General features: G+C 66.3%; 12 protein-coding genes. 10 read left to right on the top strand and 2 right to left on the bottom strand.

From position 1 onward, the window contains the following. Positions 1–78 precede the first annotated feature (78 nt). A complete protein-coding gene (gene holA / locus M2390_RS05990; protein ID WP_259177612.1) occupies positions 79–1122 on the top strand; it encodes a DNA polymerase III subunit delta in 1044 nt (347 codons plus the stop codon). Positions 1123–1341: 219 nt separating this feature from the next. Here the strand turns inward: holA and rpsT are convergent, their stop codons facing one another. After that, complete coding sequence (gene rpsT / locus M2390_RS05995) at positions 1342–1611, bottom strand: 30S ribosomal protein S20 (protein WP_030143693.1); 270 nt, start codon at positions 1609–1611, stop codon at positions 1342–1344. 288 nt (positions 1612–1899) lie between these two features. Between rpsT and lepA the strand changes: the two genes are divergently transcribed. From lepA to hemW, 3 genes are all read left to right on the top strand, one after another. Further along, positions 1900–3756, top strand: coding sequence for a translation elongation factor 4 (lepA, locus tag M2390_RS06000; RefSeq protein WP_259177613.1), 1857 nt, complete (start codon positions 1900–1902; stop codon positions 3754–3756). 123 nt (positions 3757–3879) lie between these two features. Further along, positions 3880–4533: a DUF1990 family protein gene (locus tag M2390_RS06005; RefSeq protein WP_030143691.1), complete on the top strand. Its 654-nt coding sequence runs from the start codon at positions 3880–3882 to the stop codon at positions 4531–4533. Beyond that, positions 4533–5753, top strand: coding sequence for a radical SAM family heme chaperone HemW (gene hemW / locus M2390_RS06010; protein WP_259177614.1), 1221 nt, complete (start codon positions 4533–4535; stop codon positions 5751–5753). The genes M2390_RS06005 and hemW overlap by 1 nt, the downstream gene beginning before the upstream one ends. Before the next feature lie 109 nt (positions 5754–5862). On the opposite strand, the gene M2390_RS06015 is transcribed toward hemW, so the two are convergent. Further along, positions 5863–7041 (bottom strand): LLM class flavin-dependent oxidoreductase, encoded by a 1179-nt coding sequence (locus M2390_RS06015; protein WP_259177615.1) that lies wholly within the window; start codon positions 7039–7041, stop codon positions 5863–5865. Between the two features lie 189 nt (positions 7042–7230). Between M2390_RS06015 and M2390_RS06020 the strand changes: the two genes are divergently transcribed. Genes M2390_RS06020 through M2390_RS06045 form a run of 6 tightly spaced genes read left to right on the top strand, consistent with a single transcriptional unit; the run spans position 7231 to position 13219 of the window. Further along, positions 7231–8124, top strand: coding sequence for an ABC transporter substrate-binding protein (locus M2390_RS06020; protein ID WP_259177616.1), 894 nt, complete (start codon positions 7231–7233; stop codon positions 8122–8124). Between the two features lie 2 nt (positions 8125–8126). Beyond that, positions 8127–9416: an LLM class flavin-dependent oxidoreductase gene (locus M2390_RS06025; protein WP_259177617.1), complete on the top strand. Its 1290-nt coding sequence runs from the start codon at positions 8127–8129 to the stop codon at positions 9414–9416. Then, positions 9413–10420: an amino acid ABC transporter permease gene (locus M2390_RS06030; RefSeq protein ID WP_259177618.1), complete on the top strand. Its 1008-nt coding sequence runs from the start codon at positions 9413–9415 to the stop codon at positions 10418–10420. The genes M2390_RS06025 and M2390_RS06030 overlap by 4 nt, the downstream gene beginning before the upstream one ends. Beyond that, a complete protein-coding gene (locus tag M2390_RS06035) occupies positions 10417–11211 on the top strand; it encodes an amino acid ABC transporter ATP-binding protein (protein ID WP_259177619.1) in 795 nt (264 codons plus the stop codon). The genes M2390_RS06030 and M2390_RS06035 overlap by 4 nt, the downstream gene beginning before the upstream one ends. Then, positions 11208–12254 carry an adenosine deaminase gene (gene add / locus M2390_RS06040; RefSeq protein ID WP_259177620.1) on the top strand — a complete coding sequence of 349 codons (1047 nt, stop codon included), beginning with the start codon at positions 11208–11210 and terminating at the stop codon, positions 12252–12254. The genes M2390_RS06035 and add overlap by 4 nt, the downstream gene beginning before the upstream one ends. Then, positions 12251–13219, top strand: a complete 969-nt coding sequence (locus M2390_RS06045) for an LLM class flavin-dependent oxidoreductase (protein WP_259177621.1) — start codon at positions 12251–12253, stop codon at positions 13217–13219. The genes add and M2390_RS06045 overlap by 4 nt, the downstream gene beginning before the upstream one ends. Positions 13220–13221 lie beyond the last annotated feature (2 nt).

The raw sequence follows: 13221 nt of genomic DNA on the forward strand, positions 1-13221 counted from the left end.
CCAAGGCCCGAGGGAGCCGGTAGTCTGGATCTAGATGATCGGCACCCTCGGTGCTCCGATCGTGAAACGGAGGACACGGTGGCGGCAGCTCGCGGCACAACAACGGCAAAGGCAAGCGCGAAGGTGGCGATCCCGCAGCTCGCGTGGAACCAGATTCGGCCGGCCTCCGTGGTGTTGGTGAGCGGAACCGAGGGCTTCCTGGCCGACCGGTCGATCCGGATCCTGCGCGACCTCCTGCGTGCCGAGGACCCGAGCCTTGAGCTCAGCGAACTCACCGCCGACACCTACGTTGCCAGCGAGCTGGCAACCGTGGCGAGCCCCTCACTGTTTGGGGAGCCCCGGTTTGTTCGTATCGATGCGGTCGAGAAGTGCTCCGATATCTTCCTCACCGAGGCCATCGACTACCTGGCCAACCCACCCGAGGGCGCGACCGTGGTGCTGCGGCATGCCGGGGGAGTGCGCGGGAAGCGTCTGCTGGATGCGATCCGTGCCGCCAAGGGCACCGCGATCGAGGTGGTGTGCACCGAGCTGAAGAAGGACTCGGAAAAGATTGATTTTGCCGCCGCCGAGTTTGCGACGGCCGGTCGCCGCGCGCGTCCGGATGCCGTGCGCGCCCTGGTGTCCGCGTTTTCCGGAGACCTGGCGGAACTGGTGGCCGCGTGTACCCAGCTGATGGCCGATACCACCGGGGATATCACCGAGCAGACGGTCGCGCAGTACTATGGTGGCCGCGCCGAGGTGACGGCGTTCGCGGTGGCGGATCTGGCCATTGCCGGCCGTGCCGGCGAGGCTCTGATCGCGCTGCGTCAGGCGATTCACTCGGGTACCGATCCGGTTCCGATGGTCGCGGCCTTTGCGATGAAGATGCGCACGATGGCTAAGGTGAGTTCCAACCGGGTTCCCGGTGCTCAGATGGCGCGCGCCTTTGGGCTGGCACCCTGGCAGATTGATCGGGCCAAGCGGGACCTACGCGGCTGGAATGATGCGGGCCTCGGGGCGTGCATCCGTCTGATCGCCGACACCGATGCGATCGTCAAGGGGGCGCCGGGAGATCCGCAGTTCGCCCTGGAGCGCATGGTCTCGGCCATCGCCAGCCGCGGACGCACGCTCGTTCGTCGCTAGCGCGCGGCGCACCCTTCTGCCCTGCGGCAACAGCAACAGCAACAGCAACGGCAACGGCAACAGCACCGGCCCGGCGGCTACGCCCGCGCAGCACCAGAGTTTGCGTGGCAGGATTCGCGCGCAGCAATCAAGGCCGCACGGCTAGGTCCCACACCGCAACTAGGCCCACACAGCAAAAATCCCCGCCCTCCGAAGAGGGCGGGGATTCTCAAAGCAGAATTACTTGGCGAGCAGTGCGTCAACCTGCTTGGCCAGAGCCGACTTGCGGTTAGCAGCCTGGTTCTTGTGCAGAACGCCCTTGCTCACGGCCTTGTCCAGCTTCTTCGAAGCGGTACGCAGGGCCGACACGGCGCGGTCCTTGTCGCCGGCGACGACGGCCTCGCGGGTGTGACGGACGACGGTGCGCAGCTCGCTCTTAACGGCCTTGTTGCGCTCCTGAGCCTTCTTGTTGGTACCGATGCGCTTGATCTGCGACTTAATGTTTGCCACTTTAGTTAGTCTTTCGTTTGTTCCGAATGGGAGTGTCGGTTAGCGAGAGAGGGCGCCGTCCGACTGTTTCGTGTGGATACTCCGCACGCAAGTCAAGACCCGAGTCTATCAGTTCCCGTCACTCTCGCCCAACCACCGCGACCTGGCGCGTCGTATCCCCGCCCTTCGGCGGTGCGCATTCGCCCCGGCCACTCCTTTCATGGGAGAATGGCGAGAAGGACACGTGTGTCCATGCCCGGTTTTCCGGCACCTGATTTTATTTGTGACCATTAACAACCAGAGGAACGCGTGAGCCCCCAAGCTGTAAAGGCCCTAGAGCCGGCGAGTACCCCGTCGGAGTTCATCCGTAATTTCTGCATCATCGCGCACATCGACCACGGTAAGTCGACGCTTGCAGACCGCATGCTCGGCATCACCGGCATCGTTGCCAACCGTGACATGCGCGCCCAGTACCTGGACCGGATGGACATCGAGCGTGAGCGCGGTATCACCATCAAGAGCCAGGCCGTGCGGATGCCCTGGTCGGATGAGAGTGGTCAGTCCTATGCACTGAACATGATCGACACCCCCGGTCACGTCGACTTCTCCTACGAGGTTTCCCGTTCGCTGGCCGCCTGTGAGGGCGCGATCCTGCTGGTGGATGCCGCCCAGGGTATCGAGGCGCAGACCCTCGCCAACCTCTACCTGGCGATGGAAAACGACCTCACCATCATTCCGGTGCTGAACAAGATCGACCTGCCCGCGGCAGACCCGGACAAGTACGCGCTTGAGCTCGCCAACCTGATCGGTGGCAAGCCCGAGGACGTGCTGCGTGTTTCCGGTAAGACCGGCATGGGTGTCGAGGCGCTGCTGGACCGTGTGATCCGCGACATCCCCGCCCCGGTGGGCAACGTGGACGCCGAACCGCGCGCGATGATCTTCGACTCCGTATACGACGCCTACCGCGGTGTGGTCACCTACGTCCGGATGGTGGATGGCACGCTGAAGCCGCGCGAGCGCCTGCAGATGATGTCCACCGGCACTACCCACGACCTGCTGGAAATCGGTGTGTCCTCGCCCGAGCCCGTTCCGTCCAAGGGACTGAGCGTTGGTGAGGTGGGCTACCTGATCACCGGCGTGAAGGATGTGCGTCTGTCCAAGGTGGGCGACACCGTCACCCACGCGCAGAAGCCCGCAACCGAGGCTCTGCCCGGCTACACCGACCCCAAGCCGATGGTGTTCTCGGGTCTGTACCCGATCGACGGATCTGACTACCCGATCCTGCGTGAGGCCCTGGACAAGCTCAAGCTGTCCGACGCGGCACTGAACTACGAGCCGGAAACCTCGGTGGCCCTGGGCTTCGGATTCCGCTGTGGCTTCCTGGGTCTGCTGCACCTGGAGATCATCACCGAGCGCCTGGAGCGCGAGTTTGGTCTGAACCTCATCGCGACCGCGCCCAGCGTGATCTACGAGGTCACCACCGAGGATCGCAAGACCGTGACCGTGACCAACCCCAGCGAGTTCCCGACCGGCAAGATCCACGCCGTGTCCGAGCCGATGGTGCGTGTGGCGATCCTGGCGCCCAAGGACTACGTGGGCACCATCATGGAGCTGTGCCAGAGCCGCCGTGGCGCGCTGCTGGGTATGGACTACCTCGGTGAGGATCGCGTCGAGCTGCGCTACAACATGCCGCTGGCCGAGATCGTGTTCGACTTCTTCGACCATCTGAAGAGCCGCACCCAGGGCTATGCGTCGCTGGACTACGAGCCCTCGGGTGAGCAGGAGGCCGACCTGGTGAAGGTCGACATCCTGCTGCAGGGTGAGGCCGTGGACGCCTTCAGTGCGATCGTGCACCGCGACAACGCCTACTCCTACGGCGTGCTGATGACCGAGCGCCTGTCCAAGCTGATTCCGCGCCAGCAGTTTGAGGTGCCGATTCAGGCGGCGATTGGTGCCCGCATCATCGCCCGCGAGTCCATTCGTGCGATCCGTAAGGACGTTCTTGCCAAGTGCTACGGCGGTGACATCAGCCGTAAGCGCAAGCTGCTGGAGAAGCAGAAGGAAGGTAAGAAGCGCATGAAGATGGTCGGTCGTGTGGAGGTGCCCCAGGAGGCCTTCATCGCCGCGCTGTCCGGTGACGTGGAATCCGGTAAGGGTAAGAAGTAACTCCCCGTAGTGGCGAGCTCGGGTTAGACTTAACCGTGCTCGCCCTCGGGGCGTGCCCCAAACAGGCCGCCAGGTGGCCGAAGAATTGATCGCGGAACGAAGCAGACAGAAAAGAAGTAGGGGATGCGCCGCAGTAATTTCGAAGACCAGCCCGTTGACTATGCCGCAGTCGGGGCCACCCAGGCTGCCGACCTGATGCAGTACCCGCCGCAGGGCTATGTGCCCGCCGAGGACAGCATCCGTCTGGGCAGTGGACGCGAACGCTACGAGGCCGCAGCATCGACGCTGCTGAGCTGGGGCGTGCAGCGTGATGCCGGGATCGATGTGCACGATGTGCGTCCGGGCAGCGGAAACGAGTACACCGGAATTCAGTTTGATGATGAGGGTAACGCCGTTGCCCCCAACCGCCGTCACAGTGAGCAGCGCTTCGCCCCCGATGGCAGCGCATTCCTGGATGCCGGGACCACCGCCAAGCTGCGTGGCAAGATCGGCCGCTACAACCTGGAATCCAAGATCCGGGTGGTGTACCTGGTGGAGAACCAGAACTCGACCGCGTTCGCCTATGGAACGGTTTCTACCGCTCAGATGAGCGGCGAGGAGTCGTTCATGGTGGAGCTGCGGGACGATGACTCGGTGTGGTTCACCGTGCGCTCCTTCATGCGCCCGATCGGTGCCAAGTACCGTGCCTTCCCGCCGCTGGGTCGTGCCCGGATGACGGCGATTGCCACCGCGTATATGCGTGCGCTGTCTCCGACGTGGGCGAGCCCCACCACCTAATGGGAGCACTACCCCTCGGAGATCCCGCCCCCACCGACGGCTCTCTGCCCGCCACCGCGCGCATCGGCAGTGAGGATCGTCCCTTCAGCTTCTATTTGCACGTCCCGTTCTGCCGGGTTCGCTGCGGATACTGTGACTTCAACACCTACACCTCCACCGAGCTGCGCGGCGCCAAGCAGGTGGACTACGCCGATGAGGCTATCGCCGAGGTGGCCCTGTCCAAGCGTGTACTCGATGCCGCCGAGGTAGCGGTGCGCCCGGTTGACACGGTCTTTTTTGGTGGCGGAACGCCGACCCTGCTGCCCGCGGATGATCTGGCCCGCATGCTGCACGCGGTCCGGGGCACCCACGGATTCACCCCGAACGCCGAAATCACCACCGAGGCCAACCCGGACTCGGTGGATGAGGCCTACCTGCAGACCCTCAAGGATGCCGGATTCACCCGGGTGTCCTTCGGGATGCAGTCGGCCGTGCCGGAAACCCTGGCGACCCTCGATCGCAGCCACACCCCCGAGCGTGTGCCGCTCGTGGTTGAGTGGGCCAAGAAGGTGGGCCTGCAGGTGAGCGTGGACCTGATTTACGGTTCGCCGGGGGAGACCCTGGAACAGTGGCAGCGCAGCGTGGATGCGGCTCTCAGCTACGGGCCCGACCACATTTCCGCCTACTCGCTGATCGTCGAGCCTGGCACCAAGATGCACCGGCAGATCCGCAGCGGCGAGCTTCCCGAACCCGATGAGGACCTGCAGGCGGACATGTACGAGTACGCCGATCAGGCGCTCTCGGCCGCCGGATTCTCCTGGTACGAGGTGTCCAACTGGTCGGTCTCCCCGGAAACCCGCTCGCGGCACAACCTCGCCTATTGGCGCGGTGCCGACTGGTGGGGCATCGGCCCCGGCGCGCACAGCCACGTTGGCGGGGTGCGCTGGTGGAACGTCAAGCATCCCGCTGCCTACGCTCAGCGCATGGCCGAGGGAATCTCCCCGGGCCTCGGGCGCGAGGTACTGGACGATGAGACCCGCGAGATGGAGCGAATCCTGCTGGAATCCCGCACCGCCGAGGGTATCGCGATTGCCGGACTGGACGCCGACGCGCGCCACGAAATCCCGCGCCTGATCGCCGACGGCCTGATCGAGGGTCCCGCCGCCCTGCGCGGCCGGCTCCAGCTGACACTCCGCGGCCGCCTGCTGGCGGACGCCGTGGTGCGCGCGCTGGTGGGATAGCGGGTTCGCACAGCGGGTTTGTGTAGCGGACTCGGACGCTGGCTCGAGGCGTTGGGTTGAGTCGCTAGATTGGGATACCGGTTCGAGGCGGACTAGATGTGGCTGGGGGTTATGCCCGGCCCGTGGCCCACGCCTCGGCGAGCAGTCGGTAGGAGTGCTCGCGCACGGCGAGGCTGTGAGCCTGGGTGGTGATGACAAACTCGTCCGCACCGGTCGCGATCTGGAGAGCGCGCAGTCGGGCAACCACGGTTTTGGGGGAGCCGACGATGCGCGTGGCGACCCGGTCGGAGACCAGCAGCGCCTGCTCGGGGGTGAGCGGGTACGCGGCGTCCGTTTCGGGGCTCAGATAGGGGCCGGCCACGTAGTCGGTGCGGATCGAGTAGAGCCAGCGTTCGAACGGCTTGGCCAGGCGCTGTGCCTCCTCGTCGGTGTCGGCGACCAGCACGTCCACCGAGACCGCAATGTACGGGGAATCCAGCTCGGCGGAGGGCACAAACGCGTCCCGGTAGGCGCGGACCGTTTCCAGGATGTTCTGCGGGAGCGCGTGATAGTTCGCCCCGAACCGCAGGCCGTGTGCCCCGGCCACCTCGGCAGAGACGCCGGCCGAGCTGCCGTGCACCCAGACCTCCACGTCGGCACCCTCGGCGGGGGACGCGGTGATGTGCACGTTCTCGGGAACCTCCCCGGGAGCGGTGAAGGTGCCGCGCAGGAAGCCGAGGATGTCCTCCACCTGTGCGCCAAAATCGGTGGGGTTACCGGGAAAGCGGTTGAGCAGGCGGTCGTTCAGGCCCGCGCGAGCATCGTTGAAGGGGGTGACCACCCAGGACGGGATCACCACGCCGTCCACCTCGCGGTGTTCGCCGATCGGGCCGGGACGGGTGGTCCCGGCCTCCAGGGCCGCGTTGGTCTGCCGCCCACGCTCGCGCTGCTCGGCGCTCGGGCCGCCGCGGCCGATGCCCAGGTCGAACCCGCGTCCGGTGAGCGTGGCCACGGTACCGGCGACCTCGGCCACCTGAAGCGGCGTGTGGTGGTCCACGATGATGACCGCGGTGCCCACCCGAATGGTCGAGGTCGCCCGGGCGATGGTCGGAGTCAACAGGACCGAGGCAGCTCCGGCACCCCCGGGAAACAGGTGGTGCTCGGCCACCCAGTAGCGCCGATAGCCGGCCTTCTCGACGGCCTGGGCCAGCGCGATCGTCTCGGCAAACGCACTCGCGGCTTCGCCGCCCTCGGAGATGAGAACCAGGTCAAGAACGGAGAGCGGAATTGCGGTGGGGAAAGACGTCATCCCGCTATCCTCCCAAGCCTGGCGCGCCCGCAATACCCCCGCGTCACAGTGCGCAATGTTGCGTGACATAGCGTCACCGATGTTGGAAACTTCGAGGAGATTCCTAAAGTGATGCCATCCCCCCTTCCTCCCTGGAGGCAGTCCCACCCCGGCTGGCGTATGTCGTGGGGATTCACCGAAGGAGCACGCATGACCCACTCACGTATTCGTCGCCGCAGCACCCTGGCGCTGATCGGGATGGCCGCCCTGGCCGCCCTGACACTGAGCGCGTGTTCGTCCTCGGCCGCGCCCGCGGCCTCGCCATCGTCCTCGGCGTCCGCGGAGAAGGTCACCCTGGGCGACCCGGCTAAGCTCAAGCTGGTGAAGGACGGCGAGCTGACCGTCCACGTGGACGATCCGGTGTGGTCGCCCTGGTTCATCGACAATAAGCCCGAGAACGGCAAGGGTTTTGAGAGCGCGCTGACCTATGCGGTGGCCGACAAGCTCGGCTTCACCAAGGACCAGGTCAAGTGGGGCTACACCGCGTTTGCAGCCTCGTTCACCCCGGGCCCCAAGAACTTTGACCTCTACACCCAGGAGGTCTCGATCACCGATGAGCGGGCCAAGGCCGTCTCATTCAGTGATCCCTATTACGTCTCCCGCAGCGTCGTGATCACCAAGGACAACTCCCCGGCGCTCGAGGCCAAGAGCGTGGCGGACCTCGCCAAGTACCGCTTCGGAACCGTTGCCGGAACCACCCAGGACAGCTACATCACCCAGACCATTAAGCCTCAGGATGTGCTGTCCTTCGACACCGTGGCGCTGAGCACTCAGGCCCTGGAAAACGGCCAGGTGGATGCGATCGTGGTGGACCTGCAGATCGGCCAGAACGTGGTGCTCAACCAGTTCAAGGACCTCAAGATCGCCGGCCTGCTCAAGGACAACGGTGTGAGCAAGGGCATGGGCTTCGTCTTCGACCTGAACAGCCCGCTGGTGCCCTACGTGGATGAGGCCCTGGCCGAACTGCGTGCCGACGGCACCATCGACAAGCTGGAGAAGGAGTGGCTGCCGCTGCCCGAGCAGGTTCAGGAGTACACCCAGTAACAATGGCTTCACCACACAATCCCCCACCCGAGAGTGCACCGGGCGCGAACCTGCGCCGGGTGCACCTCGGTGCGTTTTACCCCAATGACCACCACCACACCCTCTGGGGACATCCCGAGGCCGGCAGTCAGATCGAGTTTGCCGACTTTGCCCGGTTTGCCCGCAGCGCCGAGCGCGGCCTGTTCGACTTTGTGTTCCTCGCCGAGGCCAACTGGCTCCAGGAACACCGAGGACGCGTGGTGGAGCACGCGATCCTCGATAAGCCCGACTCGCTCACCGTCCTCGCCGGCCTCGCCGCCGAAACCGAGCGGATCGGACTGGTCGCCACGATCGGCACCACGTTCTCCGACCCCACCGATGTGGCCACCCGTCTGGCCACGCTGCACCGCATCTCCGGCGGCCGGGCGGGCTGGAACGTGGTGACCTCGCACACCAGCTTCGGCGTGGGTGCCTCCGCCAACTTCCGTCCCGGGCGCATGGTTGCTCACGCCGACCGCTACCGCCAGGCCGAGGGGTTCCTGGCCGAAACCGCCCGCATCTGGTCCGGTGCCGAGGCCGCGGCCGGGCTGGCCGCGCTGCCCGGTCCCGGACCGGCGATCGTGCAGGCCGGCGGTTCCCCCGAGGGTCGTGACCTGGCTGCCGCCCACGCCAACGTGATCTTCGCCGGAAGGCGCAGCATCGAGGCATCCCGGGAGTTCTGCGCGGACCTGCGGGTGCGTCGCCGGGCCGCCGGTCGGGCGGACGACCTGATCATCCTCCCGTCCACCTCGTTTGTGCTGGGGGATACCGAGCAAGAGGCGCGGGAGATCGCCGCCGAATGGCGACTACAGGAGGTCACTCCGAAGGTCGCCGTGTTCCTCCTGGAGGAGGTGTGGGGGATCGACCTCACCGACTTTGACGTGGACGGTCCGCTGCCCACGCAGGATCCCGACTGGGAGCACGCCGACCGCTATGCCCGCGGGCAGGTGGGTGGGGAACGCGACGCCCGCGTCCTGGTGGAGTCCTGGCGCACCCTGCAGCGCGAGCGCGGGCTCTCCACGCGCGCTCTACTCGGAGAGGTGCGCGCCCGCCGCGACTTTGTGGGCACGCCCAAGAGCGTCGCCGATCAGATCAACCACTGGGTGCAGACCGGGGCCGCCGACGGCTTCGTGGTCAACCCCTCGGTGGTGCCCAGCGGACTCGACGCCTTTGTGGACCGGGTCATCCCCGAGCTGCAGGAACTGGGTGTCTATCGCACCGAATACGCGGGGAGTACGATCCATGATCACCTCGCCGAGAGGGGAGACGCATGAGCATCGACGATCGGGTGGCCGCCCAGGCGGAGCAATCGGGTCAGGTGGATCAATCGGGTCAGGCGGATCAGGTCATTCAGGCAGGTCACGCCACCCCGACGGAACAGACGGCGCAGACGGCAGCGCCGCTGGGCCGCCCCGGCCCGCCGAAGCTCAGCGACGCCGAGCTGCAGGCGCTGCTGGTGCGCCCGGTGTGGTGGAGGCGCGCGGATGTGCGCCGCTCCTCGCTGATCGCCACGGTCAGCACGCTGGCCCTGCTGGCGGTCCTCGGTTTTGGGCTGTCCTCCTCGGCCGGCTGGGAGTCGTTCCAGGCGGCGTTCCTCAGCCCCGAACACTTTGTGCTGTCCTTCCCCAAGGTGTGGGACGGCTTCCTGCTGAACGTGACCCTGTTCATCATCCTCGAACCCATCGTGCTACTGGTGGGCCTCGGGCTGGCGCTGCTGCGTAACCTGTCCTCGCCGGTGTTCTTCCCGCTGCGGGCCTTCGCGATCGGCTACATCGACCTGTTCCGCGGCCTGCCGGCGATCCTGGTCATCCTGATGCTCGGGATGGGCATTCCCGCGCTGCGGATCGAGGGGCTGAGCTCCTCGCCGCTGTTCTGGGGTGCGGTGGGCTGCGTGCTCACCTCGGCCGCCTATACGGCCGAGACCTATCGGGCGGGCATCGAGTCGATCCATCCCAGTCAGCGCGCCGCCGCCCGGGCCCTGGGCTTCGGACACGGCCGAACGCTGTGGTACATCGTGCTGCCGCAGGCCGTGCGCCGCGTGGTGCCGCCGCTGATGAGCGGATTCATCGCCCTGCAAAAGGAGACGGCGCTGATCTCGGTGATCGGTCCGATGGAGGCCTCGCGCGCCGCCCAGGCGTACTCGGCCACCACGTTCAACTTCACCTCCTACCTGGTGGCGGCGGTGCTGTTTGTGAGCATCACGATTCCGCTGACCCGGTTGACCGATCACCTGCTGCGCCGTGCCCAGCTGCGCCGCGGCATGGGAGGAGCGGTATGAGCGGGGTTGCGGCAGTCAGTATCCGCAACCTCTCCCAGGCGTATGGGGAGAATCTGACCCTGAAAAACGTCTCGCTTGAGGTCGCACCGCACGAGGTGATCGCACTGATCGGCCCCAGTGGGTGTGGCAAGTCCACGCTCCTGCGCACGATCAATCTCTTGGAGGACAGCCTCGCCGGTGAGATCCTGGTGCACGGTGAACCCGTGACCGGGGAGGCCGGACGTGGCGGACGCGACCGCGTACGCCGCCGGGTGGGCATGGTCTTCCAGCAGTTCAACCTGTTCCCGCACCTGACCGTGCTCCAGAACATCACCCTCGCCCCGCGCAAGCTCGGCGGTCTATCCAAGGCCGACGCCGATGCCAAGGCACGTGCGCTGCTGGCCCGGTTTGGCCTCGCCGAGAAGGCCGACGAGTATCCCGACCGACTCTCCGGCGGGCAGCAACAGCGGGTGGCGATCCTGCGCGCGCTGGCCACCGAACCTGAGGTGATCCTGCTGGATGAGGTCACCTCGGCGCTGGATCCCGAAACCGTCGGGGAGGTACTCGCCCTGATCCGGGAGCTGCGCGACCTCGGCCTCACCCTGATCCTCGCCACACACGAGCTGCAGTTTGCCCGCACCATTGCCGACCGGATCGTGTTCCTCAGCGCGGGTGAGATCGTGGAGCAGGGCACCCCCGCTCAGATCCTTGACCACCCCGAGCATCCGCGAACGAGGCAGTTTGTGGCCAGCATGATTCACCCCGAACGCGCGCCGAGCGCCGTTCCCACCACCAAGGAAACAATCGGATGACTTCCCCCACCCCGACCCCAAAAATTGAACTCCACGTGCACCTGGAGGGTGCCGTCCGACCGCACACCCTGTTTGAGCTGGCCCGAAAAAACGGGGTCACGCTGCCGGTGGCGAGCCTTGAGGAGCTCGAGCGCTTCTACAACTTCACCGATTTCAACCACTTCATCGACGTGTGGAATGTGACCACCGACGTACTGTTCAACCCGGATGACTACCGCCGGGTGGTGGTGGACTATGCCCGCGAGGCCGCAGGCTTTGGTGCCGTGTATCTGGAGGGCATCTTCTCACCGGGGCAGTACTACGTGCGCGGCATCGATCCCGACGAGCTGTTTACCGGCTTCACCGATGGCATCCAGGAGGCGTTTGAGGAGACCGGGGTGATCGTGCGACTGACCCCGGATGTGGACCGCAATCGTCCCGCCGAACTCAGCGAACAGATCGTCCGCGACGCCGTGCGCTATCGCGACCGCGGCATCGTGGGAATCGGGCTGGGAGGTCGCGAGCGCGCGGCCCCCACCTCGAAGTTCACCCGGATGTTCCAGATCGCCCGCGACGGCGGCCTATCCTCGGTCCCGCACGCGGGTGAGGATGACGGCCCGAAGTCGGTGCGCGAAGCCATCGACCTGCTGGGTGCCAACCGGATTCGGCACGGATTCCGGGCGATCGAGGATCCCGACCTGGTGACCGAGCTGATCGAGCGCGGCATCGTGCTGGATGTCTGCCCGACCTCCAACCTGCGCACCCGCGTGATCGATCGCCTGGAGGATCACCCGATCGGCGCGCTGGTTGCCGCGGGGCTGCCGGTCACCGTGAATACCGACGACCCGGCGATGTTTGGAACCGACCTGGGCCGCGAGCATGAGATCGCCCTGGCGGCCGGCGCGAGTGCGCGTGGTCTCTACTATGCGGGCGTGCTTGGGCAGGTGGGTGGTCCCGAGGTGACCGAGCGCCTGCGCAGGATCGGTGCCGAAACCTGGGGGGATGCGCCGACGGTCGCCACCGAAACCACCGAGTCGATCACCCTGTCGGGCGGCGTACGATGACCAAGACATTTGTGGTCGGGGTGCAGCTGAGAGATGACCCGATCGGTGCCGCCGCGGATGGATCGGGGAGTGCCGAGCTGATGGACCTGATCAGCGGGGCCGAGTCTGCGGGGTTCGATTATGTCGGCCTGGACGATGCGCTCCTGGGTTCCGGAAACGGCGTTCCGCGTGCCACCGCGGGGGAGACCCTCGCCTATCTCGCGCGGCGTACCGCGCGGATTGCGGTGGTACCCGGCGTGGCCGCGCACTATGTGGAACCCTTCCACGCGGCCAAACGGGTGGCCACCCTCGACTTTGTTAGTGAGGGTCGTGCGGGTGTTTTGGTACAGGCGGAAAGGAGCGCGGCGGCCGACCGGCTGGTTCCCGCGGCGAGCGAGCTGGATGAGTCGGCTCTGCGTGCCCAGGCGGCCGAGTTTACGCACGTACTGCGTCAGCTCTGGGATTCCTGGGAGGATGATGCGACGGTGCGGGATCGGGCAACGGGGCAGTATGTCGACAGTTCCCGGGTTCATCCAATCGCGCACGAGGGTCGTTATTTTCGGGTCCGGGGGCCGCTGATCACCCCGCGTCCGCCGCAGGGGCAGCCCCCGGTATTCGCCCGCGCCGGGAGCAAGGCGGGCGCGCGCGAACTGTGGAGCGGGTCCTCCGAAACCACGTCGCCCGATGTGATCCTGGTGGATGAGGCGGATGCGGAGGCTATCCTCGCCGAGTATCCCGCGAGTGCCACGTCCCGACTGATCGTGGTGCTTGCCGGCGAAGATGCTCCCGGGCTCACCGCGCGGATCGCTGCGTGGCGGGCGACCCCCGGGATTGCCGGTGTGGAGATCCGGACCGATGCCACCGGGCTGCGTGCGCTGCTGGCCGGCGGGTTTGTGTCGGCCCGAGCGAGCGACGCCGGGGAAACCACCCTCGCCGGGCGGCTCGGACTGCCGCGACGCCCCAGTCGATTCGCATCCGCACGCTAGCG

This window comes from Mycetocola sp. BIGb0189, assembly GCF_024810155.1.
GTDB classification, from domain to species: domain Bacteria; phylum Actinomycetota; class Actinomycetes; order Actinomycetales; family Microbacteriaceae; genus Mycetocola; species Mycetocola lacteus.

Coding starts and splice junctions, on each gene's coding strand:
- M2390_RS06005 (WP_030143691.1), top strand. CDS start 3,880: ATGCGCCGCAGTAATTTCGAAGACCAGCCCGTTGACTATGCCGCAGTC.
- M2390_RS06025 (WP_259177617.1), top strand. CDS start 8,127: ATGGCTTCACCACACAATCCCCCACCCGAGAGTGCACCGGGCGCGAAC.
- hemW (WP_259177614.1), top strand. CDS start 4,533: ATGGGAGCACTACCCCTCGGAGATCCCGCCCCCACCGACGGCTCTCTG.
- M2390_RS06020 (WP_259177616.1), top strand. CDS start 7,231: ATGACCCACTCACGTATTCGTCGCCGCAGCACCCTGGCGCTGATCGGG.
- M2390_RS06045 (WP_259177621.1), top strand. CDS start 12,251: ATGACCAAGACATTTGTGGTCGGGGTGCAGCTGAGAGATGACCCGATC.
- M2390_RS06015 (WP_259177615.1), bottom strand. CDS start 7,041: ATGACGTCTTTCCCCACCGCAATTCCGCTCTCCGTTCTTGACCTGGTT.
- M2390_RS06030 (WP_259177618.1), top strand. CDS start 9,413: ATGAGCATCGACGATCGGGTGGCCGCCCAGGCGGAGCAATCGGGTCAG.
- add (WP_259177620.1), top strand. CDS start 11,208: ATGACTTCCCCCACCCCGACCCCAAAAATTGAACTCCACGTGCACCTG.
- M2390_RS06035 (WP_259177619.1), top strand. CDS start 10,417: ATGAGCGGGGTTGCGGCAGTCAGTATCCGCAACCTCTCCCAGGCGTAT.